Source organism: Telluria antibiotica (assembly GCF_011682055.1).
Taxonomy (GTDB): domain Bacteria; phylum Pseudomonadota; class Gammaproteobacteria; order Burkholderiales; family Burkholderiaceae_D; genus Telluria; species Telluria antibiotica.
This window is the reverse complement of record NZ_JAAQOM010000001.1, coordinates 113,383-139,826: the sequence shown is the minus strand read 5'-3', so window position 1 is coordinate 139,826 and position 26,444 is coordinate 113,383. Positions and strand designations below refer to the sequence as shown.

20 protein-coding genes are annotated in these 26,444 nt (G+C 67.5%); 9 read left to right on the top strand and 11 right to left on the bottom strand.

Annotated features, from left to right (window positions below; translation table 11 throughout):
* The first annotated feature begins 157 nt into the window (after nt 1-157).
* Nucleotides 158-907 (top strand): AraC family transcriptional regulator, encoded by a 750-nt coding sequence (locus HAV22_RS00535; RefSeq protein ID WP_208295998.1) that lies wholly within the window; start codon nt 158-160, stop codon nt 905-907.
* Here the strand turns inward: HAV22_RS00535 and HAV22_RS00530 are convergent.
* The 3 genes from HAV22_RS00530 to HAV22_RS00520 all read right to left on the bottom strand — a co-directional run bounded on the left by HAV22_RS00530 (nt 904) and on the right by HAV22_RS00520 (nt 3,362).
* Complete coding sequence (locus HAV22_RS00530) at nt 904-1,842, bottom strand: 4-hydroxyproline epimerase (RefSeq protein WP_166855433.1); 939 nt, start codon at nt 1,840-1,842, stop codon at nt 904-906. The genes HAV22_RS00535 and HAV22_RS00530 overlap by 4 nt on opposite strands.
* A 94-nt stretch (nt 1,843-1,936) precedes the next feature.
* The gene (locus HAV22_RS00525; protein ID WP_166855431.1) at nt 1,937-2,287 is read right to left on the bottom strand and encodes a hypothetical protein; all 351 of its coding nucleotides are present in this window, start codon (nt 2,285-2,287) and stop codon (nt 1,937-1,939) included.
* 403 nt (nt 2,288-2,690) lie between these two features.
* Complete coding sequence (locus HAV22_RS00520; RefSeq protein WP_166855428.1) at nt 2,691-3,362, bottom strand: hypothetical protein; 672 nt, start codon at nt 3,360-3,362, stop codon at nt 2,691-2,693.
* A gap of 359 nt (nt 3,363-3,721) precedes the next feature.
* On the opposite strand from HAV22_RS00520, the gene HAV22_RS00515 reads away from it, so the two are divergent.
* Nucleotides 3,722-4,087 (top strand): hypothetical protein, encoded by a 366-nt coding sequence (locus HAV22_RS00515; protein WP_166855426.1) that lies wholly within the window; start codon nt 3,722-3,724, stop codon nt 4,085-4,087.
* A gap of 3 nt (nt 4,088-4,090) precedes the next feature.
* The gene (locus HAV22_RS00510; protein WP_166855425.1) at nt 4,091-4,723 is read left to right on the top strand and encodes an immunity protein Imm33 domain-containing protein; all 633 of its coding nucleotides are present in this window, start codon (nt 4,091-4,093) and stop codon (nt 4,721-4,723) included.
* A gap of 60 nt (nt 4,724-4,783) precedes the next feature.
* Here HAV22_RS00510 and HAV22_RS00505 read toward each other — a convergent pair whose 3' ends face one another.
* The 3 genes from HAV22_RS00505 to HAV22_RS00495 all read right to left on the bottom strand — a co-directional run bounded on the left by HAV22_RS00505 (nt 4,784) and on the right by HAV22_RS00495 (nt 9,008).
* Nucleotides 4,784-7,648: a TonB-dependent receptor gene (locus HAV22_RS00505; protein ID WP_166855423.1), complete on the bottom strand. Its 2,865-nt coding sequence runs from the start codon at nt 7,646-7,648 to the stop codon at nt 4,784-4,786.
* A gap of 186 nt (nt 7,649-7,834) precedes the next feature.
* A complete protein-coding gene (locus HAV22_RS00500; RefSeq protein WP_166855421.1) occupies nt 7,835-8,296 on the bottom strand; it encodes a YaiI/YqxD family protein in 462 nt (153 codons plus the stop codon).
* A gap of 13 nt (nt 8,297-8,309) precedes the next feature.
* Nucleotides 8,310-9,008: a FadR/GntR family transcriptional regulator gene (locus tag HAV22_RS00495; RefSeq protein WP_166855419.1), complete on the bottom strand. Its 699-nt coding sequence runs from the start codon at nt 9,006-9,008 to the stop codon at nt 8,310-8,312.
* Nucleotides 9,009-9,214: 206 nt separating this feature from the next.
* Between HAV22_RS00495 and HAV22_RS00490 the strand changes: the two genes are divergently transcribed.
* The 5 genes from HAV22_RS00490 to HAV22_RS00470 all read left to right on the top strand — a co-directional run bounded on the left by HAV22_RS00490 (nt 9,215) and on the right by HAV22_RS00470 (nt 15,316).
* Complete coding sequence (locus HAV22_RS00490) at nt 9,215-10,531, top strand: DUF3422 family protein (protein ID WP_166856308.1); 1,317 nt, start codon at nt 9,215-9,217, stop codon at nt 10,529-10,531.
* Between the two features lie 81 nt (nt 10,532-10,612).
* Nucleotides 10,613-11,413, top strand: a complete 801-nt coding sequence (locus HAV22_RS31745; RefSeq protein ID WP_166855417.1) for a CPBP family intramembrane glutamic endopeptidase — start codon at nt 10,613-10,615, stop codon at nt 11,411-11,413.
* Between the two features lie 92 nt (nt 11,414-11,505).
* Nucleotides 11,506-14,124: a DUF6600 domain-containing protein gene (locus tag HAV22_RS00480; protein ID WP_166855415.1), complete on the top strand. Its 2,619-nt coding sequence runs from the start codon at nt 11,506-11,508 to the stop codon at nt 14,122-14,124.
* Between the two features lie 162 nt (nt 14,125-14,286).
* The gene (locus HAV22_RS00475) at nt 14,287-15,027 is read left to right on the top strand and encodes a sulfite exporter TauE/SafE family protein (RefSeq protein ID WP_166856306.1); all 741 of its coding nucleotides are present in this window, start codon (nt 14,287-14,289) and stop codon (nt 15,025-15,027) included.
* Nucleotides 15,028-15,127: 100 nt separating this feature from the next.
* Nucleotides 15,128-15,316 (top strand): hypothetical protein, encoded by a 189-nt coding sequence (locus tag HAV22_RS00470; RefSeq protein ID WP_166855413.1) that lies wholly within the window; start codon nt 15,128-15,130, stop codon nt 15,314-15,316.
* Between the two features lie 75 nt (nt 15,317-15,391).
* On the opposite strand, the gene HAV22_RS00465 is transcribed toward HAV22_RS00470, so the two are convergent.
* From HAV22_RS00465 to HAV22_RS00450, 4 genes are all read right to left on the bottom strand, one after another.
* On the bottom strand, nt 15,392-16,495 hold the full coding sequence (locus HAV22_RS00465) for an alpha/beta fold hydrolase (RefSeq protein ID WP_166855410.1): 1,104 nt from the start codon (nt 16,493-16,495) through the stop codon (nt 15,392-15,394).
* Nucleotides 16,496-16,663: 168 nt separating this feature from the next.
* Nucleotides 16,664-18,133: a glucose-6-phosphate dehydrogenase gene (gene zwf / locus HAV22_RS00460; protein WP_166855408.1), complete on the bottom strand. Its 1,470-nt coding sequence runs from the start codon at nt 18,131-18,133 to the stop codon at nt 16,664-16,666.
* Between the two features lie 370 nt (nt 18,134-18,503).
* Nucleotides 18,504-20,123, bottom strand: a complete 1,620-nt coding sequence (locus HAV22_RS00455) for an alpha-amylase family glycosyl hydrolase (RefSeq protein ID WP_166855406.1) — start codon at nt 20,121-20,123, stop codon at nt 18,504-18,506.
* Between the two features lie 105 nt (nt 20,124-20,228).
* Nucleotides 20,229-21,272: a LacI family DNA-binding transcriptional regulator gene (locus tag HAV22_RS00450; RefSeq protein ID WP_166855404.1), complete on the bottom strand. Its 1,044-nt coding sequence runs from the start codon at nt 21,270-21,272 to the stop codon at nt 20,229-20,231.
* A 947-nt stretch (nt 21,273-22,219) separates the two neighbouring features.
* On the opposite strand from HAV22_RS00450, the gene HAV22_RS00445 reads away from it, so the two are divergent.
* Complete coding sequence (locus tag HAV22_RS00445; protein WP_166855402.1) at nt 22,220-25,171, top strand: TonB-dependent receptor; 2,952 nt, start codon at nt 22,220-22,222, stop codon at nt 25,169-25,171.
* Between the two features lie 220 nt (nt 25,172-25,391).
* On the opposite strand, the gene HAV22_RS00440 is transcribed toward HAV22_RS00445, so the two are convergent.
* Nucleotides 25,392-26,435 carry a DUF4380 domain-containing protein gene (locus HAV22_RS00440; RefSeq protein WP_166855400.1) on the bottom strand — a complete coding sequence of 348 codons (1,044 nt, stop codon included), beginning with the start codon at nt 26,433-26,435 and terminating at the stop codon, nt 25,392-25,394.
* Nucleotides 26,436-26,444 lie beyond the last annotated feature (9 nt).

The following is a 26,444-nucleotide window of genomic DNA, read 5'->3' as shown; positions in this document are numbered from 1 at the left end:
TCCTTTGGTTCGGGGGCGATTGAAAGCGTCCATGGTAGGCCGGAACGGGCGCCGGGTCTTGCGCCTGGTGATGCGTCGACACGCCGAAATCGGCACAACGCCGGGTTCCCGTTTGCCATGCCGGCGCGACGCGCCTATATTGGCGCCAGGAGGAGACATGATCGACGCTACGACTGTGCGGGCCATTGAAGCCATTGGTATTGAGGCCGTGGAGGCCGTGTTCGACGCGCTGGACGACATCGCGTTTTTCGTCAAGGATCGCGAGGGCCGCTACCTCAGCATCAACCGCACGATGGTGCGGCGTTGCGGAGTTCGGCACAAGCGCGACGTGCTGGGGAAAACGGCGCTGGAGCTGTTCCCTCGCGCGCTGGCCGAAACCTACCTCGCGCAGGACCGCAAGGTGATCGACCAGGGCGCGCCCATCGACAAGCAGCTGGAACTGCACATCTATCCGGGCCGCAGCCGCGGATGGTGCATCACGAAGAAGATGCCGTTGTTCGGCAAGGATGGCGCCGTCGTCGGCCTGATCGGCACGTCGCAGGACCTGGGCCTGCTCGACGAACTGCATCCCGCCTACCGCCAGATCGCGCGCATCGCGCAACACATCAGCGAGAACTACCAGCAGAACGTGTCGCTCAAGGCGCTGGCGGAAGAGGCGGGGCTGTCGCTGTCGCGGGTGGAACGGTTGTTCCAGAAGGTGTTCCAGCATTCGCCGCGCCAGTTCCTCGTGCAGTGCCGGCTGGCGGCCGCGCGCACGCTCATCGAGCAGAAGCCGCAGGCGCGGATCGCGGAGATCGCGTACGAGTGCGGCTACACGGACCACAGCGCGTTCAGCCGCCAGTTCAAGTCCTACGTCGGCATGAGCCCGACCGATTACGGGCTGCACATGCGCAAGGCGGCCGGCTAGCCGCCCGTCGGGATGCCCCATGCGAACGGGTCGCCATCGTCGAACAGCAGCGTCGACGTGGCACTGACCCATGCGCGGCCGCGGATCGTCGGCACGACGCGGTCGCCGTCGCGCCGGTAGCTGCCTTCGAAGACGCTGCCGATGATGCTCTCCTGGCGCCAGGCGGCGCCTTCCGCCAGCTTGCCGTCGGCGGCCAGGCACGCGAGCTTTGCGCTCGTGCCCGTGCCGCACGGCGAGCGGTCGTACGCCTTGCCGGGACACAGGACGAAATTGCGGCTGTCGGCGGTGGCGGACGGCGCGAACAGTTCGACGTGGTCGATGGGGGCGCCGCCCGTGCCCGTCACGCCTTGCGCGTGCAGGGCGGCCATGACCGCTTCCGCGAACGCCGTCAGCGCCGCAATGTTGGCCGGGACGACGTCGAGGCCGTGGTCCTCGACGAGGAAGAACCAGTTGCCGCCCCAGGCGACGTCGCCCGTCACCGTACCGTGGCCGGCGACGTCGACCGTCACGGCCTTGCGGGCCCGGAATGACGGGACGTTGTCGACGCCGACGGTGCCGTCCGCGTGCAGCTCGGCCGTCACGACGCCGACGGGTGTGTCGATGCGGTGCCGGCCCGGCGCGATGCGTCCCATATGCGCCAGCGACACGACGAGGCCGATCGTGCCGTGGCCGCACATGCCGAGGTAACCGACGTTGTTGAAGAAGATGACGCCCGCCGCGCATCCGGGCGCATGGGGTTCGCACAGCAGCGCGCCCACCAGGACGTCGGAGCCGCGCGGTTCGCACACGGTGCCCGTGCGGACGTGGTCGTGCGCGTCGCGCATGCGCGCGAGGCGCGCGGACAGCGGGCCGTCGCCCAGGTCGGGGCCGCCGTCGACGATGAGGCGGGTCGGTTCGCCGCCCGTGTGGGAATCGATGATCTTGATTGTTTTCATGGTCCTGCAAGGCTAAGGCGCGGACGGGCGCCGGTCTTGTCGGTTTTGGATGCCAGTGGCGGGGAAAGCGGCATACCGTTGGGCGGCGATAGCGCTAGTTCTGGTGTGCGGGATCGGTCACGCTGAAAGCCGTGTCGCTGATCGACAGGCGTGCCGGGTCTATACGCAGCACAGCTTCCAGGTTGGCCCGCGCGCGAAGAATTTCACGCTTGGCTGCGTCGAACACGGCAGTCCGATCAGTGATCGAGTTCGCGATCTTTTGTCGGATGGGACTTGCCACGAATTTGGTGATAACGCTTTCTTCCTCCGGCAAAATTGCTGGAATATCTTTTCCCATTTCTATTTGGTGTTCGTGATGAACTGCGATAAGCGACGCCTCCGTAAATTTCTTTCCAGTAGGGGCCTCGTAGAATTGCCGCGCAGCGCAAATGTCATCTCCATTCATGCCCTCGGCTATTCTGTTGGCAAGAATAGACGTTATCAGGGCGGCGCCTCGGGCCGAAATGCATGGCGCAAGTCTTTCATATTGCGTCACTTAGAAAAGGCTTCGTCCTTTCGAATCCTGCATAGCATCAATGATGGCGAAGTCAAATCGCGCTGGACGCACCAATTCTTCAGCAGGAGGAACTCGGATTTGCAGCGAAACAGGAAGTCGTCATCGCAAAAAACGATGCAAATAGTGCAGTTGAAATAGTTTTCATGTTTTGTTGTTCGGATCGAGACCTTGGACGGGCGTTGCCGAGGGACGTCCATGCGACGCATGTTCGCAGTCGATCGGACGAATCGATCTGCGCCTGATCGTCGAGAAATTCTGCTAACCCATCATGCAACGCTTCGCCCAAGGCTCATCAATGATCACGATCGCCAACCGCCGCGTCCGCGAGTCCAGGGCAACGCGGCGGGCCAAACTGGCTGTCCAGGAATTTCAGGTATTGAGGACGCAGGCGCGCCAGTGCCGTACAGTCGAACGGCGGCTGCTGAATATTCCCGAACAAGTACAAGGTGCCGGTGACTGCGAAGAATTCCTTTGCATTTTCGAGGAAATGCGACGATTGAAAGCGGGCGGGAAACAGGCTCGAATGCTTAACTAGTTGAAACTCTTCCTGAATTTCGGGACGGTCCAGGTGTATCACGCGGAAGTGATAAGCGTGCAGAAATTCGTGCAGCAATATCGGTTTGTTCGGAGGGAATTCGATAGGCTGGACATACACGGACGCGACGCCATCGCGCACCGCAAATATGCCCGGATTGCCGCGCAAATCAGGGTCCACGATAATCGGGGTCTGTTTCATTGCGTCGAGCACCGCCCGAGGCAGAGCAGCGGATTCAATGATGTCGATCTGCTTGAACAGCGACTCGCGCGCCTCGCGCGACAGGCCTCCCCTGGACTCATCGATCTCGAAGCCATTGTATTCCGCGGCGATGGCGTGTGATGCAGCCAGGACCATCAAGACGCTCATGACAAAGTAACGACACAGGTTCATCGGGTTCTGAAGTTGGTTGTCAATCGATCGGCGCATGTTCTTCGTCAGCGGGTCGGCACGGTTGCGCAGGTGCGACCGCAGAGAGTCAGCCCCTTCGTCGGTTAGGCCGACTTGCGTTCGCTCCGGCCAATCTCGGCCGTTTAGCTGAGCTTACCAGGTTACCAAACCGGAAAAGTCACGAACTATCACGACCGGCAGCAGTTGGCCGATCTCGGCGGTTATGACGTGTCTGCGACGAACTTCGCCAGTTCGTCGTAACACCGGTAACCCGGCCCGCGGCCGCACGACGCCAGCGTGAGTATGCGTGAGATTTCATCCGCATTTTCGCCGTATGATCGATGCGGGTCGACACGAAACCCGTTGGCCGGCCGATTACCCACCTCGAGAATTGCTTCATGAAGAAAATCTCAACGCTGAGTCGCCTCGGCCTGATCGTCGGCACGAGTGTCACGCTCGAATTGCTGACCTGGGCGATGGGCGCCTTTTCCGTCCAGGGCATCGTCCGTTTGCTTGTGCTGGCGCTATTGCTGGCGTTGCTGTTGAACGGCTACCGCTTCGCCCGTTACGCACTCGGTGTCCTGTACTTCCTTGGTGGCGTACTCATGATCGTTTCCGCGCTGCGCGCAGGCACGGGGCCGGCCTTTGCCGTTCTCTTCGGCGGGCTCGCCATCTTCTACCTCGTATCGGCCGGTTTTTTCCTCCGCTCGCGCGCACTGCAGGCGATGATCGCCGCGAAGGCGCCGGAACGGCACGCCTCCTGAACCATGCCCACCTGGACTCTGGAAAACGCGGACGACGTGGCCGCGCAAAACAAGTACACGTTCTTCAAGTCGCCCCGTGAGGCGATTGCCCTCGTGCGGCCGGGCGACATCGTCAAGCTGATCTTCGTGTTCGAGTCGAGCGACCCCGAAGCGCCGCGCGCGGAGCGGATGTGGGTCATTGTCGACCGCATCGACGGCGACGGGCGCTTCTTCGGTCGCCTGGACAACCAGCCGCGGTGGATCAAGGATTTGAAGGCTGGCGACGACGTGGCGTTCGACGCCCGGCACATCATCAACACGCGGTACGACAGCGAAGACAACCTCGTCGAGCGCTACATCAAGCGCTGCTACGTGACGCAACGGGTGCTACGGGACGGGGCGAAGGTCGGCTACCTGTATCGCGAAGCGCCCGACCGGGACGACGACAGCGGTTGGCGGTTCACGGCAGGCGACGAGTCGGACGAGTACATGGACGATGCCGATAACGCGGCGTATGTCTCGGTCGGCGCGGTGCTGTCGAAAGACGATTCGTTCATCGACCTGCTCGATGCCCCCACCGGCGCCGCGTTCGAGCGTGACCGTGACACCATGGCGTTCATGCCGGTGATAGACTCCCGGACCGGCGACGACGACTGACGGCGCCGCCGTGCAGATGCGGCCGCGGGCGCGGCCCGGGCCACATCCACGGTCGGGGCGTCAGAACTTGTAGGTCAAGCCCACGTTGAAGAACCGTCCGACGGCACCCGCCTGGTGCAGCGCGGGGTTATAGAACGTCGACGCTGCGCTGCCATAGGTCTGGAAGTCGAGCGGTGGTTCCTTGTCGAACAGATTCAGGATCGACGCGTGCAGGCTCAGCTTGTCCGAGAAGCGGTACTCGCCGAACAGGTCCACGGTCGTGAACGAGCGCACGCTGCAGAACTGTTGCGGCGGCGTGCTCGCGTACACGAACGAGATCGCGTCCGCGCACGTGGCGGCCGACGCCGACGACGGGTCGACGACGGAGAAGCTGCCGATCCAGTTCACGGTCGACGAGACGGTCAGCGGGCCCTGGTCCCAGCCGAGTTTAAGCTGGGCGCGGTCTTTCGGGTTGCCGGTGTCGCCGGACACGCCGGACGGGCCGTGCGTGCCCGCCAGTTCGACGGCGGTGCCGCCGGCCGTGCCCTGCTTGTACGTGAGCAGGTGCGTCTCCGTCAGCTCGGCGCTGAACTTGCCACCGGCGAACGGCCAGGTGAAGCGCGCGTCCAGGTCGATGCCGCTCGTCTGCGTGTACTGCGCGTTCTCGTACGGGTACGGTGCGAACAGCGCGTTGCCGACGGCCGGCGTCTGCGTGGAGATCGAGCCGTCCGGATTCACGAACGGCTGCGCCGTCGGCGTGCCGCGCACGAGGAAGGGCGTCGGATCGTAGTTCGGATCGTTCAGCGCGCTGATGATCTGGTTGTTGATGCGGATGCGGTAGTAGTCGATCGACACGTTGAGGTTGCGGGTCGGCTCGATGATCGTGCCGAGCGTGTAGGAGCGCGACCGTTCCGGCTTCAGGCCCTTGCCCGGGGCCTGCACACCCGCGATCGACACGTTGCACTGCTGCGGGTAGTTGCCCGGGACCGTCGTCGGATCGGGGCCCGGGTTCGCGCACAGCACGGGGTCGGGCTGCGTATTGGCGAAGAAATAGTTACCCGTGTTGCCGACTTCCGCGGGGTTCGGCGCACGGAAGCCTTCCGTGTACGTGCCGCGCAGCGTGAACTGGCTGATGGGCGACCATTTGAAGCCGGCCTTCGGCGTGGTGGCCTGGCCGATCGTCATGACCTTGTCGTGGCGGATGGATGCATCCAGTTCCAGGTTCTTCAGCACGGGCGCCACGATCTCGCCATATACGGCGGCGATGTTCTGCGTGCCGATCGCCCACGCGTTGTTGCCGCTCTGGGTGCCGTTGGCCACGGAAGGCGGCGCCTCGGCGTCGAGGTCGCGGTGCGTGTATTCGGCACCGAGGTTCAGCGCGAGCGAGCCGCCCGCCAGCGGCATCAGTTCGCGTCCGGCCGAGAAGCGCACGAACTGCAGCTTGTCCGTCGCCTTCGCATGCTGCAGCGGCACGATGGCGTCGCGCATGGCTTGCGTGTTGCCGCTGGCCGCCGGGCCGACGAGGTAAGGGTGCACGGGGTCGTTGAACGCGGCCTGCAGGTTCAGGATGTTGAAGCCGTTCGTGATTTCCTGCTTCACGGTGTTCTGCGATGCGCCCACGGCCGCCGTCAGGTCCCAAGCCCCCATGGTGCCGGCAACGTCGGCGCCGAGGCGGAACGTGTCGGACTTGACGCCCGTGCGGCTGCCGCCCAGTTCGGGGAAGTTGTATTGCAGGATCTGCGGCGTACCCGTCGTGTTGCCGGGGTAGGTGGCCGGCACCGTGATCACGATGGGGGCGCCAGGCGGCGTGGCCTGCGGCGGGATGCCGGGGCCGTACGCGAGCGCGGACAGGCCGCTCGTGCCGAGCGTGTTCGCGTAGCGGGCCAGCTGCTCGGCCTCGGAGCGGAAATACGAGCCCTTCAGGTTCAGCTGCCAGTCGCCGCCCAGCTTCTGCACGAACGAGCCGAGCAGGTTGATGTTCTTCGTCGTGGGCTGCAGCTCGAGGTCGCGATCGCGGTAGGCGCATTGGCCGGCGTTGAATTGCGCCGTCGTGCAGCCCGGCAGCATGGTCGTGGCGCCCGTGCCCGGGTCGATCAGGTAGCCCGTGATGCTGGCGGGCTGGAAGCCGTTGGCGGCCGTCGGGACGCCGCGCGTGAGGTTCTTGCCGCCCCACGCTGTCCAGTCGGTATTCGTGAACAGGCCATGGCGGCTGGAGGAGAGGATCTTGCCCTGGCGCCGGTATTCGAGCGCGAGGTAGGCGTTGTGGCCGTCCGCGTCCAGGTCGCCCCAGCCGTAGATGCCGGAGACGTGCGCGGTCCGGCCGTCGCCATGGCCGGTCGCGCCGGCGTCGGCCGTCGCTTCGGCGCCGTTGTAGCGCTTCTTGAGGATCACGTTGACGACGCCCGCGACGGCGTCCGAACCGTAGATCGACGACGCGCCGTCCTTCAGCACGTCGATGCGCTCGACGGCCTCCATCGGGATCTGGCTGATGTCGACGAAGCTGCGCTGACCGTCGTCCGACAGCGCGTACGGGGCCATGCGCTGGCCGTCGATGAGGACGAGGGTCGCACCCACCGTCAGGCCGCGCAGCGAGATGCCCGAGGCGCCGACGGCGAACGCGCCGGGGAACGCCTGCGACAAGGTGCCCTGGCCGTTGGCGGTGATGTTGCGCAGCACTTCAGACACGGACGTGTAGCCGGATTCCTTCAAGTCCTTGGCCGTGATGACCTGGACCGGGCTCGGGGTTTCCATGTCCGTGCGGCGGATGCGCGAGCCCGTGATCTCGACGCGGTTCATGGGGGCGGCGGTAGCGGTGGTTTCGGTCGTCGTGGACGTGGTCGCGTCCTGGGCGGTGGCCATGGTTGGCAGGGCGAGGGAGGCGAGGGCGAGCTGGACGGCGACGACGAGGGGACTACGGATCAGTTTGACGCGAGGCTTGGAACTCACTGGCAATCTCCTGGGTAAATAAATAGGCGATGTGTTTCATTTAACACAACCATGTCGATCTGACCATTCCCAGACACAAAGGTCAAATTACAACTAATTACAAACCAGATTTAATGTCTATACGAGTCCGGCACACGCAAAAGTGTTGTATTTTTGCTCCCCATGCGGCTTGGATGAGGGAAGAGCTTAGGACGGGTCGCGCCGCGCGCGCTTGGCCAGCTCACGGTCGAGCGCGTTGGCGAACCGCTGGCGGTCGGCCTGGCCGAAGGCGGCCGGGCCGCCCGTGTCGACGCCGCTGCCGCGCAGTTCTTCCATGAACGCGCGCATGGTCAGCTGCTGGGCGATGGTGTCCTTGGTGAACCAGTCGCCGCGCGGGTTCAGCGGGAGGCCGCCCTTGTCGAGCACGAGGGCAGCGAGGGGAATGTCGGCCGTCACGACGATGTCGCCCGGCTGTACGCGCGCGACGATTTCGGCATCGGCCGCGTCCGCGCCGCTTGGGACTTGCAGCGCCCGGATGAAGCGCGAGCCGGGCACGCGGATCAACTGGTTCGCCACGAGCGTCACCTCGATCTGCACGCGGTCGGCCACGCGGAACAGGATGTCCTTGACGACGGCGGGGCAGGCGTCGGCGTCGACCCAGATGGGCATGGCGTTGCGCCCTTCAGCCGCGCGAGAACGTGCGCGTGACGCGGTCGAGGTGCGCCCGCATCGCCGTGCGCGCCCCGGCCACGTCCTGCGACGCGATCGCGGTGAGGATGGCGCGGTGGTCGAGGAGGGTCTGCTGGCGCAATTCCTCGGTCTGGAAGTGCTCCGTCAGCTTGTGCCACAGGGTGCCACGCTGGTTCCACAGGTATTCGATGACGCCGACGAGGGCGCTGTTGCCGGCCGCGCGCGCAATCGCGAGGTGGAAGTCGCGGTCGGCCGACTCGTTCTCGCCGCGGTTGTCCTGGTTCTGCTCCATCTGTTCGACGGCGACGAGGATCGCGTCGACGGCGGCCGGCGTCGCATTTTTCGCGGCGAGGGCCGCCACTTCGACCTCCACCATCCGGCGCGCGGCCAGCACTTCGAACGGACCGGGGCCGGCGGCGGGCCGCGCCGACTTCTGCGCCGCCTGTTCGCTGACGTACACGCCGGAGCCGCCGCGCACTTCGACGACGCCGCCCAGCTCCAGCGCGATCAGCGCCTCGCGCAGCGACGTGCGCGACACGCCCAGCTTCGCCGCGAGGTCGCGTTCGGCCGGCAGGCGCTCGCCCGGCTTGATGTCCTCTTCCCGGATCAGCGCTTCGATCCGGCCCGATACCACGCGATACAGTCGCGGTTCCGTCGCAATCGCATCGTGTGGCGCGGGCGTTTTTCTCATTGTGTGCAGTCCAGGAAAATGTGAAGGCGATTGCCAAGGTCGCATCTTAGTTTGGCCCGGATAATGTTGCAAGTGGTCGGACCAAATTGCACGTCGAACCGACGAATGGCGGCTGCTGCCCGGCGACGTGCATACGCATGTACAATGGAAATATTGCCAGGTCGCTCAGAAGCCCGGCACGACCCCGACAGCCGATGAACCGAACCATGACCACCGCCTACCCGAGCCTGAGCCACGCCCAGCGCATTCCGCTGGCCGCGGAAATCCATTCGCGCCCCTTCCTCCGGCTGGAAGCGCCCGAAGCCATCACCCACCTGGCCGTGTACCGCGCCAGCGAATCCGGGTCGCGCAGCACCCACGGTCCCAACCAGCACGCGCTGCTGGCCGCGCTGTGCGGCCATTTCGGCGTCGCGGCACCGAACGTGACGGCGAACCACTTCTATCACGACTTCGGCCGCTTCCGCCTCAAGTGGGAATGCCACACGGAGTTCGCGACGTACACGTTCACGGAAAAGATCGCGCCCGGATTGCCGCTGGCAGACGCGTTCGCGCGCATGCCGCTCGCGCACCTGCCGCAGGCGTGGATCATCGGCCTGCATGGCCGGCTGATGTCCGCCGCGCACGTGCTGCTGGAGCGCGGCGCCGCCGATCCGGCGGCGCTGCAGGACGGATTCGCGGGCAGCAACCTGGTCGGCTCGCGCGTCATGCAGGGCGGCGAGGTGTGGACGGATTTCGCGATCCAGTCCGACGGCTTTTCGCGCTTCGTGCTGCGCGACGTCGAGATGCGCGCGCAGCAGGCGGGCCGCCTCGCGCAGCGCGTGCTGGAGATCGACACGTACCGCATGATGGCGCTTCTGGGCCTGCCCGCCGCGCGCGCCGTGTCCGCCGCGCTGGACGACATCGAGGCCGAACTGGCCACGCTCGCGGAGCGCATGGTCGCCGGCGAGGCCGTCGCGGGCGACCAGGACCTGCTGCAGCAGATCACGCGCCTGGCCGCGCAGCTGGAAAAGCTCTCGCTCGACAACGGCTACCGCTTCTCCGCGTCGAAGGCGTATTACCGCCTCGTGAAGGCACGCATCGAGGAACTGCGCGAGGTCCGCATCGAAGGCGTGCCGACCGTGGAGGAATTCATGGACCGCCGCCTGACGCCGGCGATGAACACGTGCGAGGCGACGGCGGCCCGCCAGGACGCGCTGGCGCGCCGCATCGCCAACGTCAACGACCTGTTGCGCACGCGCGTGTCGATCGTGCAGGAAAACCAGAACCGCCAGATCCTGCAGTCGATGGACCGGCGCGCGGCCCAGCAGCTGCGGCTGCAGCAGGCGGTCGAGGGCTTGTCCGTCGCGGCGATCTCGTACTACGTCGTCGGCCTGCTCGGCTATGCGGGCAAGGGCTTGAAGAGCCTCGGCGTGCCCGTCAACCCGGACATGCTCACGGGAGCGCTGGTGCCCGTGGTGGCCGGTGTCGTGTGGCTGGCACTGCGCCGCATGCACAAGCAGATGCACAAGCGCGGGCACGGTTGACGATGCTGCTCGCGCCCCACCTCGTGCCGGCGTTCGGCGCGCTGGCGCTGGCCGTGCTGCTGCTGGGTGCCGGCGCCGGCCGTGCGCGGCAGCCGCGATTGGGCTTGGTGCGCCGGCCTCGCCGTCGCCTGCGCGGCCGGCCTGGCGTCCGGTGTGCTGGACTGGCGCGGCGTCGCCGCGACGGCCGCGTATCTGGCGCTGGCGTTCGGCGCGCGCGCGAGCGAACGCGCGTGGCTGCGCATCCCGCTGCTCGTGCCGACGGGCCTGTGCGCCTTCCTGTTCGCGCTGCACCGCTTCCCCGGCTTCCACAATCCCGTGCTGGCGGACGCCGTGCGCGTGTCGGCCGGCGCCGCCCCGTTCACCCTGCACGCCAACTTCGACACGGCCGTCGCCGGCATGGTCCTGATGGGCATGTTCTGCGTGCCGATCCGCGCGCGCGGCGCCTGGCTGCCGATGCTGCGCCGTACTGCGCCCGTGCTGGTCGCGACGCTCGTCGTCGTCCTCGGCGCCGGCACGGCGCTCGGCTATGTGCGTCCGGACTTCAAGTGGACGCCGCTGACGCCCTGGTTCCTCGCGCTGAACCTGCTGTTCACGTGCGTGACGGAGGAGGCGTTCTTCCGCGGCTTCATCCTCGGCGGGCTGGCGCGCGGCATGGCGCGCTGGCGCTACGGCACGTTCGTGGCCGTTGTCGTCTCGACGGTGCTGTTCGGCCTCGCGCACGCACGTGGCGGCCCGGCCCTCGTCGTGCTGGCCGCGCTGGCGGGCCTCGGCTACGCGGCCGCCTACGTGCGCAGCGGGCGTATCGAAGGCGCGATCCTCACGCACTTCTCCCTGAACGCCGTCCACTTCGTCGCCTTCACGTATCCGGCGCTTACGCACTGAGGTGCAACTTCTGTAACACGGTGTGACAGCGAACGGTGCGCCCTGCGTGCCGGGGCTATGATCGGCCATCATCCCAAGCTTCATCGACGATCATGACCGCACGTAAAACCACCTGGATGGCCGGCCTCGGCCTCGCGCTTGCCGCCTCGGCCGCGCCCGCGCTCGCGCAGGACCCGCCCGCGCGCGTGGGCCGCATCGCCTACGTCGCCGGCCCCGTCAGCTTTTCTCCCGCGGGCGCCGCCGACTGGGCCCAGGCGCCGCTGAACCGCCCGCTCGTCGCCGGCGACCGCCTGTGGACGGACGCCGGTGCGCGCGACGAAGCGCAGTTCGGTTCCGCCGTTGCGCGCATGGACGCTGGCACGTTGCTGACCGTGCTCGCCGCGGACGACCGCACGACGCAGTTGCAGGTCTCGCAAGGCCGCGTCGACGTGCACGTGCCCCGCCTCGCACCCGGCGAAACGGTGGAGGTGGACACGCCGAACCTCGCGTTCGTCGCGCGACAGCCGGGCGATTACCGGCTCGCCGTCGCGCCGGACGGCAGCACGACCGACGTCACCGTGCTGCGTGGCGCGGGCGACGCGTACGGCGACGGCAGCGCGCTCGCGCTCGCGCCGGGGCAGGGCTACCGCTTCGGCGGCCAGGACTTGAACAACTACGTGCTGCTGCAACCGGTACCGCCGGACGACTTCGACCGCTGGGCCATGGGCCGCGACCAGCGCTACGCGCGCGCCGTTGCGCGCCGCTACGTGCCGCAGGGCGTCGTCGGCGCCGAAGACCTGGACGACTACGGCAGCTGGCGCCAGGTGCCCGACTACGGCACCGTGTGGGTGCCCGACCGGGCGCCGCAAGGCTGGGCGCCGTACCACGCGGGCCACTGGGCGTGGATCGATCCGTGGGGCTGGACGTGGATCGACGACCAGCCATACGGTTATGCCGTGTCCCACTACGGCCGCTGGGTGCGCACGCCGGACACGTGGGCGTGGGTGCCGGCGCCCGTGCAGGCGCGGCCCGTGTACGCGCCCGCGCTGGTGGCATTCGTGGGCGCCGTGCTGGCGGTCGGCGGGCGCTCGGACCCGGGCGTGGGCTGGTTCCCGCTCGCCCCGCACGAGCCATACCGGCCGCCTTATCACGCCAGCCCGACGTACATCACGAACGTCAACGTGACGAACACCGTCATCCAGCAGACGAACATCGTCAATAACGTCACCAACATCCGCTACGTGAACCGCACGGTGCCCGGTGCGATCGTCGCGATGCCCGCGCAGCAGTTCGCGCAGGCCGTGCCGACGGCGCGCGCCGCCATGCTGCTGCCGCCCGGCGTCGCGCGCGCGGCCCCCGTGCTGGCGGCACCGCAGGCGCGGCCGCTGCCGCAGAGCCGCCTCGGCATGCCGCTGGCGGGACGCTTGCCGCCCGCGCCCGTGCAGCAGCGCGTGGCGGTGGCGCGTGCGTTGCCGCGGGCGGCGTTCGTGTCGGGCGCTGCGCTGGCCGGCGCCGCCGCTGCGCATGCGGCGGCGCCGGCGCGGCATGGCGCGCCGTTGGCTGTCCACGGCCCCGTGCCGCCGCTGCGCGTGCTGCGGCCGGCCATCGGCAAGCCCGTGGTGCCGCAGCCGGCGCGCGGACCCGTGCCGGGCGTGGATGCCGCCGGCCGCCAGTTCGCGCAGGGCGGGCGTCCGGGGACGCCGCCCGCCGGACCGGCGGCCTCGCATGGGCCGCAGGGCCTGGTCGGGATGCCGCCGGCGGCCGGACGCGGGCCTGTCCCCGTGCCTGGACCGCATGGACAGCAGTTTGCAGGCCGCATGCCTGCGGCGGCGGGTTCCGGGCCTGTTGCTGAACAGGGCCCGCATGGACCACGGCCCGGCGCTGCCACGCCCTGGGCAGCAGGCCGCGTACCGGTCCCTGCACCGGGGCCGCACGGCCCGCTGCCGACAGCCGGCACGCACCCGGCGACGGGCCCCGGCCTTGCTGCCGTACAGGGTCGGCACGGCCTGCAGTCCGCGTCCGGTATGCCGGTCGTTGCCGGCCCGCGCGGACCCGCGGGCGCGCCCGCGCAAGGCGGCGTTGCCGCGCACGGCGCGTCGTCGACGGCCGTAACGATGGCCGGGCAGCCCGAGGTGCGGCCGGGCCAACCGGGCGGCGCAGCCGTCCCCGGGCGACCCGGCCTGGCGAGCGGCGCGCCCACGCATGGCCCGCGTGAAGCGGCAATGGTAGCGCCGCATGGCGCGACGCCCTTGGGCCCGGCCCGGCCGGACGTGCCGCATCCCGCCGTGCCGCAGATCCCCCCGCCCGCGCGTCCGCCGGAGCGTTTGGTGCAACACGGCCCGGGACGGGACGCGCTGGCGGCGCGGGGCATGAACCGCCAAGCGCAGGCGCCAGCCGTGCCGATGGCCGCCGCCGATCGCCATGGATTCCCGCCGCCGCAGACGGCATCGGTGCCAGCGGGGCACGAGGCACCTCGTGCGCCGGCGCTGCCGCCGGCACACGCGGCGTCCGAGCCCGCGCCGCGTCCGCAAGCGGTGGCGCCCGCTCCGCATGAACCGCCGCATCCGGTACCGCAACCGCCGCAACGCCCGCATGAACCGCCGCGTCCGGCGCCGCAGCCGCCGCACGAGCCGCCGCATCCGCATCCGGCGCCGCCAGCCCACGGCGCGGAGAAGGGCGCGGACAAGGGCGCAGACCACGGCCACCAGCACGGCGACCAAGGCGGCCACTGACGCGTGCGCCCGGCCGCATGCGGCCGGCCCATGCGCACGCAGGCGGTGTAAGATGAGTGTCCACGTTCATCGCCGGCCTGTGCGCGCCGGCCGCACCATGCCCACACTCGACCGTCCCGCCATCGCCCCATCCCGTATTCACCTCGACGGAGCCGCATCGTGATGCTGCTGCTCGTCTTCCTGGCAGGCCTGTGGGCCGGCGTGCAGAATGCGCTGGCCGGCGGCGGATCGTTCGTCACCTTGCCCGCGCTGATCGTCTCCGGCATGTCGCCGCTGGCCGCCAACATCACGTCGACCGTCGCGCTGTTTCCCGCGCAGGTCACGTCCGGGTTCGCCGGACGCAAACTCGTCAGCGGCGCGGGCGGGCTGCCGTTCTGGGCGCTGTTCGTGCTGAGCATCGCCGGCGGCGCGGCGGGTGGATTGCTGTTGCTGCACACGTCACCGGCCGTGTTCGCGCGCCTCGTGCCGTGGCTCGTCCTGTTCGCGACCGCGGTGTTCACGTGGGGGAGTTTCTTCCGCAAGCCGCGCGCCGACGGCACCGTTCACCTGGGCAAGGCGGGGACGGCCGTCGCCCAATTCCTGATCGCCGTCTACGGCGGCTATTTCGGCGGCGGGATCGGCATCCTGATGCTGGCCGCGCTGACGATGGCCGGTCTCTCGGCGCGCAACGCCGGCGCCACGAAGAACGTGCTGGCCGGCGTGATGAATGCGTCGGCCGTCGTGCTGTTCCTCACGTCGCCGCAGTTGCACTGGCTGCAGTGCGGCGTGCTCGCGGCGGGCGCCATCATCGGCGGGCTGCTGGGCGCGTGGGCGCTGCATCGCGTGAACGAGCGGGCGTTGCGCGTGGCCATCGTCTGCATCGGCATCGCCCTCACCGTCGGCCTGTTCCTGAAGCCTTTCTGACACACACCTCAGCCGTGTGCTGGACACCGCTATCCGCTTGGTCTAGAGTGAAATCATGCGGTGTCGCCATCAATGATGCCGCCGGGAAGGTAGGTGTGCCATGCTGGATGTTCTCTACGGCCTCGAACCGGATCTGTCGCTGCACGCGGTCGTGCTCACGGCCGGCTTTGCGACGTTTTTCGTGATCCTGCTATGGCGGCGCTGCCCCAACTGCAGCTGGCAGGAGTGGTCCAGCGAGTTGCTGGGTCGCGACGACAAGGACGACAAGGACGACGCGGCCGAGGAGTGAATGCGGCCCGCGCGGCGTGGCGCGAACCCACACGCGCCACGGCGGGCACTGCCGCGCCGCGGCGATTCGCAGGCGTCACGCCGCCCGGTCGGCGCCCTCGAGCCAGTCGAAGATCTGCGGCCAGATGCGCGCATGCGCGTTGCGGCCCACGAGCACCCCCACGTGCTGCAGATTGACGCCGACGTCGCCCTCGTAATGCAGCACTTGCTTGCGAGGGTTGGCCGTGGCGTCGTGGAACGGCACCAGTGCTTCCGGCGGAATCAGCTTGCTGCGCGAGTCGACGACGGACAGCAGCGGCGAGCGCAGGTCGCCCGGGCCGATCGTCCGGCCGCCGACGACGAGCCTGCCCTGCATGAAAGAGTCGTTGCGGTACAGCGATTCGACGATCTCGGTGAACAGCCGGCCCGGCAGCGGGAATTCGTCGTGCGTCCAGCGTTCCACGCGCATGTGCGTCGTCAATGCCTGCGGGTCGGCCAGCGACAGCCAGCGGTCCGCCCAGCGCTCCCACTGGAACGCCTGCGGCTCCGCCAGCGCGCTCATCATGTTGAGGAAGACGCCCGGCACCTGGCGGAACGCGTCGGCGATCGGGCGCGCGTGCGGCGTCGCGTCGACGAGGCGCGCAAAACAGCTCGACGCGGGCGTGAAGTGCAGCGGGGATTCCAGCAGGATTGTCGCGCGGACGGCGTCCGGGTGCAGGCAGGCGTGGATCGCCGCCAGGATGCCGCCCAGCGAATGGCCGGCGATGACCACCTGGCCGGGCCCGCCGTCGGCCGCGATGGCGCGGCGGCAGGCGGTCAATAAGTGGTCGCCGTAGTCGTCCAGGCCGAAATGGTCGTGCGTATCGGGCAGCGCGAGCCATTCGGCCAGGTAGACCCGGTAGCCGTGTTCCAGCCAGCGCCGCACGACGCTCACCTCGGGCGCGAGGTCCCAGATGTAGGGGCGCTTGATGGGTGCCGGCACGATCAGCACGGCCGGGCCGCCGTTCGCCGTGACCTCGGCCGGCGCGCCGTAGCGGCGCAGGGCCAGGCCGGGTTCCGTGTACAGCAGGGTGGAGGGTGTCTGCTGCGGGCCGTAGCCGGCGCGGTCCAGCATGTCGCCGCGGGCCTTGCGGCTGCGGTCCATGTGTTTCAGGGCCTGTGCGCCGAGGGCGCCCATCGCATTCCAGTTGCTTGCCTGCATGGCGTTCGTCCGATGTGAGTGGAAGACATCGCACTCTACGCCAACGGCCTGCCGCGTCCAAGGGCGCACGGAAGGGACCTGGCCAGCCTTTGCGGCGCATTAAATGCGCCGCGTGCACGATGCCGAGAGGCTATTGTGCACGATTAAGGCTGGCCAGGGCGCGCGGCCTTACTCGACCCAGCTGTGGCCGTCGCGCGCGAGCAGCGCGAACGCTTCGGCGGGGCCCCACGAGCCGGCCGCGTACGGGTGCGGCTTCTCGTCGAGGGTCTGCCAGCCGTCGATGATCGGGTCGGCCCATTCCCACGCGGCCTCCAGCTCGTCGCGGCGCATGAAGTGGGTCAGGCGGCCGCGCACGACGTCGATCAGCAGGCGCTCGTAGGCCTCGGCGCGGCGCTGCTGGAAAGCCGATTGCAGGTCGAGGTTCAGCGCCACCTGCTGCATCTCCATGCCGCTGCCGGGCTGCTTGGCCATGATCTGCAGCTTGATCGCTTCTTCCGGCTGCAGTTCGATGACGAGGCGGTTGGCGACGGCGCCAGCCGTCTGCGGGAACAGGGGGAACGGCGGGTTCGCGAATTCGACGACGATCTTCGACGAGCGGCGCGCCATGCGCTTGCCGGTGCGCAGGTAGAACGGGACCTTGGACCAGCGCCACGTGTCGATGAAGGCGCGCAGCGCGACGAACGTTTCCGTCTTGCTGTCGGCCGGGACGTTCTTCTCTTCGTGGTAGCCGGGCACTTCCTGGTTGCCCGACACGCCGTGGATGTACTGGCCGCGGATCGTGTCGCGCGCGATGTCGGCGAGCGACATGCGGCGCAGCGAGCGCAGCACCTTCAGCTTCTCGTCGCGCACGGCGTCCGGCGCCAGCGACGTGGGCGGCTCCATCGCGACGATGCACAGCAGCTGCAGCAGATGGTTCTGGACCATGTCGCGCATCGCGCCGGCGCCGTCGTAGAAGCCGGCGCGGCTCCCCACGCCCACTTCCTCGGCCACGGTGATCTGCACGCTCGCGATGTTCGGCGCGCGCCACAGCGGTTCCAGGATCGAGTTACCGAAGCGCAGCACCATCAGGTTTTGCACGGTTTCCTTGCCGAGGTAGTGGTCGATGCGGTAGATCTGCGACTCGGCGAAGTGGCGGCCCACGTCTTCGTTGATGGCGATCGCGGACGACAGGTCCGTGCCGAGCGGCTTTTCCAGCACGACGCGGGCGTTGGCGTCGACGAGGCCGCTGGCCGCGAGCTTGTCGCAGATCATCGTGAACAGCGAGGGTGCCGTCGACAGGTAGAACACGCGCTGGGCGCCGGCGCGCGACGCCTGCGCGAGGGCGGAGAAGTCGGGCGCGGCCTGCACGTCCAGGCGCACGTACTCGAGCAGCTTGAGGAAGCCGTCCCAGGTCTTCTCGTTGAAGTTGCTGGCGGCGATGAACGAGCGCGAATTCGCCTCGATGTGGGCGAGATAGGCTTCACGGTCGAAGTCCTGGCGGCCGGTGGACAGGATGCGCGTCGTCGGCGCCAGGTTCCCGTGCAGGAAGGCCATGTACAAGGCCGGCAGCAGCTTGCGCATCGCAAGGTCGCCCATGCCGCCGAAGATGATCATGTCGAGGGGGAGGCCGTGGTCTGCTTCAGTCGAGTGGGTCTGCATGTTGTTCTGGATCGTAGGAGTTGAGATGAGCGTCCGCCAGGGCGTGACGGATGCAACCCGCTGCAGACCCGTGTGTCGGGACGGCCAGCGTGCGGCGGCGGACGTTGCGGGCCGGCTTGTGGCCGGGCGGCGACGCCGCGGTCGGGCGGGATGGGTGCGCCTGTGTCCTGGAACAGGCGATTGTACACCGTGCCGGCGCCTGTGCCGGCACCGGGCTGCGCAGGCCGACCGGGCCCGCGCAGGCTATATCAAAAACTGATAACAAATGGTGAATAAGTGATAAGCGTGGCATGCGGCGGCGCATTAACATGGTGGCTCGTGCGGTGGCGTGGTGGCCATCAGCACGGCCTCGACTTACTTACTCTCGATATCACTTCAGGGCGCCCTCGTGGCGCCCTTTTTTTATGATGCCGATCAGCCAGCCGTACGGCGCCAGCGTGGCCTCCACGGGCTGCCAGCCGGACGCGCACAGGGGCTCGACGGCCGCCCTAACGGAAGCGAACGCACATGTCGTCGACGACAGGTTGGCCAGCACGACGATGTCCTCCTGCTCGTCGCTGCGCATGAAGCCGACGGCGCCCGGCGGCACGTCGTCCAGGAACGCCGTCGCGCCGTGGCGCAGCGCGGCGTGGTGGCGGCGTACGCCGATCAGCTTGCGGTAGTGGTCGTACAGATCGGGATCGCCCGCTTTCCAGTCGAGCTTCCAGGCGCCGGCCAGGACCTGCCACCCGGTCCACGTCGGTTCGTCGAATTCCTGGCCCATCAGGATGTGCGGCACGCCGTCCATGGCCATGAGCACGGCCGCCGCCGGACGGTGGACGGCGCGGCCGAGGAAGGCCGACGCGCGGCCCTGTTCCTTGTCTTCCAGCCAGCGCATGCGCAACGCGCCGCGCGGAAAGCTGTACGTCGATTCGGTCCAGTAGCGCGCGAACGCCGCGCCGTCCGCTTCGCCGCGCGCGCAACGCCGCAGCATCTCGCGCGTGCCGCCTTCGTACGTCAGGTCGCACGCGGCCAGGTGGTGGAATTCGTCGTAAGACTGCGAGATCAGGGCAATGTCGGGCCGGACCTCCGCCAGCGCCGCACGGATCTCGTCGAGGAAATCGCAGGGCGTGATGTCGGCGTCGTCGAAGCGCAGGCCGTCGATGCCGAACCGTTCGATCCAGCGGCGCATGCTGGCGATGAGCGTGTGGCGCAGCGCGCGGTCGCTGAAGTCGAAGCCGGCGAACGCCTCGCGGTTCGGCACGGCGTAGTAGACGCTGCCGTCGGCGCGCCGCGTGTACCAGTGCGGATGCGTGCGCGTGAACGGGTGGTCGATGCTGCTGCGGTTCAGGGTCCAGTCCAGGACGACGCGCATGCCGCGCGCGTGCGCGGCGTCCACGAGCGCGCGCAGGGAGGCGGCATCGCCCAGGCGCGGCTCGATGGCGTCGAAATCGAGCACGTCGTACGGATCGCCAGACGGGCCGACGGGGTGGATGGGCATGATCCACAATACGTCCACGCCCAGTTCGCCCAGGTACGGCAGCTTGGCGCGCACGCCCGCGAAGTCGCCGCCGAAAGCGGGTACGGACAACTGGTAGATCACGCCGTCGCGCAGCCACGCGGGGCTCGCGAGCGCCTGGCGCGCATGGAGAGGCCCGGGCGTAGCGGCAGAGAGGCCGGCGTGGCGCATCAGCACGGCGCCCGTCTCGTCGACCGTCAGGCAGGAATTGTTCTGGCCGTCTTCCGACACCCATGGATTCGCCGGGTCGACGATCCACGCCGTGCCGTCGACGACGAATTTGTACAGATGGCGTCCCGCCGGCACGGGCAGCACGGCCTGCCAGCGCGTGGGCGACACGCGTTCCAGCATGCAGGCGTCCCCTGCCCAGCTGTTGAACGTGCCCGCGAGCGCGACATGGCGCGTGTCGGGCGCGGCGTCGAGCATGAAGCGCACGCCGCCGGACACCGCATGGGGCAGCAGGGCAGGGTCGGCGCGGAATTGCACATCCATGGTTGTCCTTGTCGTTGGTACACCAAGGATGTAATTAAACTACTTAATCGCGATCAAGTAAAGCTGCTTTCTCGATCAGGCGTCGCCATCGTCAAAGTAATTTTGCTACGCACTGTCCCGCTCGACGATCGTGAAGCCGATGTCGCGCACGACCTCCGGGATGTGCTTGCCGGCGATCCGGTCGATGAGGAAGTTCGCGGCAATGGTGCCCATCGCGCGGCCATCCAGGTGCACGGTCGTGAGGGCAGGCCAGGTGTCCGCCGCGAATGCCTGGTCGCCGAGGCCGACGACGGCCAGGCGGTCGGGCACGGCGATGCCCAGCGCGTGCGCTTCCGTCAGCACGCCCAGCGCGACCATGTCGGAGCTGCAGAACACCGCGTCGATGTCCGGACTGGCCGCGAGCAACGCGCGCAACCCCGCGCGTCCGCCCGCCGCCGTGCCCGGCGCGGAGGTCGTGTGGAACGGGATGGCGCCGTCCGGACCCTGCATGTCGAGCCGCACGGCCGCCTGCGCGAACGCGCGGTTGCGGCGCTGCGCCCGTTCATCGGAGGCGCTGATCACGGCGACGCGCCGGCGTCCCCGCTGGTACAGGAATTCCGCGACCGCCTCGCCCACGCTTTCATGCGAAAAGCCGACCAGCATGTCGGCCGGGGTCGGCGTCAGGTCCCACGTCTCGACGAGGGGAATGGCGCTGGCCTGCAGGCGGCGGCGGCCCTGCGCGGAACGCATGATCCCGGCCAGGACGATGCCGTCCGGGCGTCGCCCGATGATCGCTTCCAGCAGCTCGTCCTCGCGCGAATTCTCGTAGCCCGCCTGGCCGAGGATGAGCTGGTAGCCGGCGGCCGCGAGCGTCTCCGTCAGCGACTGGACCGTGTCGAGGAAGACGGAGCCGGCGATGGTCGGCAGGATCGCCGCGATCATCCGGCTGTGCGTCGAGGCGAGGCTGCCTGCCAGCAGGTTCGGCACGTAGCCCGTCCGTTCGATCGCCGAACGCACTTTCTGCACGAGGTCGGGCGACACTTTTTCCGGCGAGTTCAGCACGCGCGACACGGTGATCGGCGCCACCCCGGCGACGCGCGCCACGTCGACGAGCGTGAGGCCGCCTTTCGAGCGGCGTGTCCGCTTCGGCGGTTCGGCAGGCATGTTCATGCGCCGTCTCCGCGACGCGCGACGCGGGCGGTCGGCGCGGCCGGACACGTTCGGTATTGGAATTTCTGGAAAGCTACCATGTCTCTATTACGATCTCCTTTTCGAAATACGATCGCCTACTGAAATAAATAGTTCGGACTCTACGTGCTCTCATGGATAGCGGCAAGCCTTAGTCCAATGAGTTGCGGATTCATGAACAAGGTGGGAAACGTTTCCCATTTATCGCCGGATTCGAATGATTGCGCTACCATCGAATTCGAATTATTTGCGCGTCGATTCAATTGCACTCAATTCAAGCTTGTGCACGCAGGCGGCGACCGGCTAGCACGCCGATTGCGCTACCATCCTAATGGCCAGTGCGTTCAGGTGTAGTCGCGAACGACGGCGAACGGTCGCGATCGGCCGTGAACCGTGCCCCCATGCCATGTATGCCCGGGCTTGGGTGATTGCCCCGCGCGCGCCGGCGCGTGGCGACCGATTCGCTCATGCGTCCGCTGGACGGTTTCTCTGCCGGCGCGCCATACCGACGCAACGTCGTTTTGCGTCGAATTGCTGAGCTATCAATTTTCGATATACTTTCTTGCAAAGAATGCATACATACGATGTTAGCGCACAACAAGAAGTTATGGGGTTTGACAAAACTCACGCATGATCACTACACTCATGAAAACGATTACATAACCATAAAGACTACAACGCCAACGCAATAAATACAGCGTGGAGACAAGGATGCCGATACTGATTCTGTCAATCCCCCTCGCCGCGATCCGCGGTGCTTTCGCATTCCATTCCCATTACCGTCCCGGCGTGGCGCTACCGGCGCACTACACGCTGGATCGGTAACGAACGTGTCCGCGGCCGTCGCACGGCGGTCGTTTTTTCTGTAGTTGAAACTAAGCCCCGCCATCGAGATGGGGCGAATTATGCGCATAGCATAGGAGATAACAATGACTCGATTCAAACGAACCGCGATCGCCGTGGCAGCCAGCCAGATCGCGCTGCTCGCCGGCACGACGGCGCTGGCACAGGAGGCGGCTCAAAACGCCTCTGGTGCTAACGTCGTCGTCGTGACGGGCCAGCGCGCCGCGCTGCAATCCGCGCAAAAGCTCAAGCAGAATTCGGACGAGATCGTCGATTCGATCGTCGCGGACGACATCGGCAAGCTGCCGGACCGCTCCGTCACGGAAGTGCTGCAGCGCGTGGTCGGCGTCACCATCGATCGCACGATGACGAAGGGCGACCCGGAGCACTACTCGGTCGAAGGCTCGAGCGTGAACGTGCGCGGCCTGTCGTACGTCCGGTCGGAACTCAACGGCCGCGATTCGTTCTCCGCGAACGGCGGCCGCGCGCTGAACTTCGAAGACGTGCCGCCGGAACTGATGGCCGGCCTCGACGTCTACAAGAACCCGTCGGCGGAACAGATCGAAGGCGCCGTCGGCGGTCTCGTGAACCTGCGCACGTTCCTGCCGTTCGACTTCAAGGGCCGCAAGATGGCCGCGTCGCTGCAGGACACGTATTCGACGCTCAAGAAGGGCAAGACGTCCCCGTCCGGCTCCTTCATGTTCTCGGACCGCTGGAAGACGGGCTTCGGCGAGATCGGCGCCCTCGTCGATCTCGCGTATTCGGAAAGCGGCACGCGCACGGACGCCTTCCAGGTCGAGCCCTACTATCCGCGCACGGACGTCGTGCCGGGCAAGACCGTCTGGGTACCGAAGGGCTCGCAGTGGCGCACCTTGCAATTCGACCGCAAGCGCGAAGGCGCCTACGGCGCGCTGCAGTGGAAGAAGGATGCGTCGCTGAGTTCCAGCCTGACGTTCTTCAAGTCGCGCTACAAGATGCACTGGGACGAGCAGGCGATCTTCGCCCAGTCCAGCCCCTACAACATCCAGGTCAGCCCCGACGCGACGTTCGACTCGAAAGGCGCGCTGCTGACGGGCACGCTGACCGACCCGGCCGACAAGGGCATCAACTTCGGCGGCGACACGCGTTCGGCCGACCGCAAGTCCGACACGACGGACATCGCGTGGCACGTGCACTGGCGCGCGAACGACCGCTGGACGATCGACACCGACCTGCAGCGCATCCGCGCCACGACGAGCAGCTTCGATTCGACCGTCGCCACCGGTGTGACGATGCCCAGCGAGACGATCGACCTGCGCGGCGACGTGCCGAGCTTGTCGTTCACGCAGGCGGACCGCGCATACCTCGCCAATCCGGCGAACTACTACTGGGCGTTCACGATGGAACACCAGGACCGCAGCAAGGCCGGCGAATGGGCATGGCGCACGGATGCGAAGTACGACTTCGACCATCCGGTGCTGCGCGACATCCGTTTCGGCGTGCGCCTGACGGACCGCGATTCGCGCAACGAGAACTCGAACCCGAGCTACAACTGGGCCGCCATCACGCAGCCGTGGCAGGTGGGCGGCACGCTGACGGGCCTCGCGTACCTGGGCGATTCGCGCTTCGCCAACCAGGTCCAGGTCCACTCGTTCAACAACTTCTTCAACAACAACACGTCGGTGCCCGCGCTCGTCTTCCCAGGCGTGGGCCTGACGACGGGCTACCCGGACAGCTATGCGCTGCTGCACACGTACCCGAACAAGCTGTGCACGGACGGCTCCGGCAAGTGCACGTCGTGGAACCCGGCGACCTTCGGTACCGACCCCGCCGGCCTGAACGACCAGTCCGAGCGCACCGGCGCGCTGTATTCGCAGCTGCGTTTCGGCTTCGACGACTTGAAGTATCCCGTGGACGGCAACATCGGCGTGCGCTACGTGAAGACGAAGATGACGGCGCACGGCTACACGGTCTTCAACCCGAGCTCGTCGACGGGCCCGGGCATTCCGGTGTTCACCAAGTTCTCGCAAAAGCAGGACTTCAGCAACGACTACGGTAACGTACTGCCCAGCCTGAACCTGCGCATGAAGGCGACCGATAAACTGCAGTTCCGCGCCAGCGTGTCGACGGGCATCTCGCGCCCGGACTTCACCGACCTGCAGGGCTACACGACGCTGTCGCAGAACGTGGACAACGCCACCGGCCAGGTCACCTATACGGGCACCGGCACGGGCAACCCGAACCTGCGTCCCGTCCGTTCGCACCAGGTCGACTTGACGGGCGAGTGGTATTTCGCGCCGTCCGGCTCGTTCACCGTGGCGCTGTTCAACAAGCAGCTGAAGGACGTCATCATCAAGCAGTCCTACGGCTACAACGTCTCGGATAATTCGGGCAAGCCGTATACGTTCGCCGTGACGGGCCCGGTGAACGGCGCCGATGGCCACGCGCGCGGTGCCGAGATCACGTACCAGCAGTACTTCGACAAGCTGCCGGGCTGGCTGTCGGGCTTCGGCGTGCAGGCGAACTTCACGTATGTCGACAGCAAGACGTCGCTGCACCAGCCGGTGCACGCGGTGTACTGCTCGGGCGGGAACTCGGCCTCCAACTTCAACCTGAACCTGAACGGCTGCGACATCGATGGCAAGACGTTCGGCGACCTGCCGCTGATCGGCCTGTCGCGCCAGGCGTACAACCTGGCCCTCATGTACGACAAGGGCCCGCTGTCGGCGCGCCTCGCGTGGAACTGGCGCTCGAAGAACCTGCAGAACGTGAACGTCAACGGCACGCAGGGTTCGGATGGTACCGACACGAATCCGGACAGCGCGACGTTCGGCCAGCACAACGTGGCGTGGGCGCTGCCCGTGTGGATGGACGGTTACGGCCAGCTGGACGGCTCCATCACGTACAACTTCACGGAGAACCTGTCGATCGGCCTGGAGGCGCAGAACCTGACGGACTCCAAGACCCGTCAGCTGATGCAGCAGGGGATCGGCTTCAAGGGCCGCGCGTGGTTCGTGTCCGGGCCGCGTTATACGGCGCTGATGCGTTACAGCTTCTGATGTAGTGTAGTCGGACCGCTGGGACAGACGCCCCGTTCGCGGGGCGTTCTTTTTACAGACTTGTAGGGTGGACGGGCTTCCCGTCCACGCGTCCAACTCCCGCATGCGTTGCGGTGATATTCGCGATCGTTGAACGCTGATGCATGGTGCGCTCGGGGAGCCCACCCTGCGGACTTCGACATTCGTAGGGTGGGCACCCCGTGCCCACCGACCGTTTGCGTTACAGGCCGTTCAACCCCAACTCTTTCGCGTGCGCGCGCAGGAACGCCACGTGCGCGCGGCGCGTGTCCGGCCCGTCGTAGGGCAGCAGGGTCCACAGCTCGGACGCCTGCATGTGCCGGCCCGGCGCCAGCTTCTCGTACGGCGCGTGCACCTCCATCTCCATCAGGCCCTTGTCCGGCGCGTCCGGCTGCCAGTCGTTGTACAGCTCGACCTGGCCCTGGTCCGGGTGGATCGCCGTGCGCGGCTGGTGCGCGAACTGGATCACGAGCACCTGGCGGTCGTGGAAGCCCGCCATCCAGCCGGCCGCCGGCTGCAACAGGATCTTGCCGTTGCGGTGCGGCTTGCCCGCGCCGGCCGGAAAGGCGTCCAGCGAGAACAGGCCGTCGGCCAGGGTCCACGTCAGTGGCTGCATGTCCGGCTTCGGCTCGATCGCCTGCTGGCGCACGTCCGCGCGGCGCGCGACGGGCACGTACACGCGCGTGGCCGCGTGGGCGCGCGTGTTGAACCAGATGTCCCACGCGACTTGCGCCTTGCGGACGTTGGCCGCATCCACGTCCAGGCGCAGGCTGTGCGGCTTGCCCGGCACCAGGCTGTAGCGCTTGACGAGCTGCAGGCCGTTCACGGGGCTGGCCGGGCTCGCGAGCGTGACGGCGTCGGCGCTCTTGTCCTCGACCTTGTAGCGCGCGAGGCTCAGGTAAGGATCGGGCGGCCAGGGCGCGCCGGCGCGCGCCGGATTCACGTCCTGGTGCGACCACCATTCCTTTTGTGGCCCGACCCAGATCTCGTGGCCGAGCCACCCGACGTTGTCCGCGGTGGCGTCGACGGCGGCGGATGCATCGCCCGCTGCCGTGTCCACTTTCAGGAAGTTGGAATGGCCGGCCAGCGCGAACGACAGCAGCCGGCCACCGATGGCGTCCGTGACGGTCGCGCGCACGCTGCCGTTGTCGAGGGTGTGGACCGGGAGGTCGGCCGCCGCGTGGGCGGCGGCCACGAGGGCGCAGGGCAGGGCCAGCGCGAGGGCAGTCTTGCGTGGTATGGACATGGGCTGTCG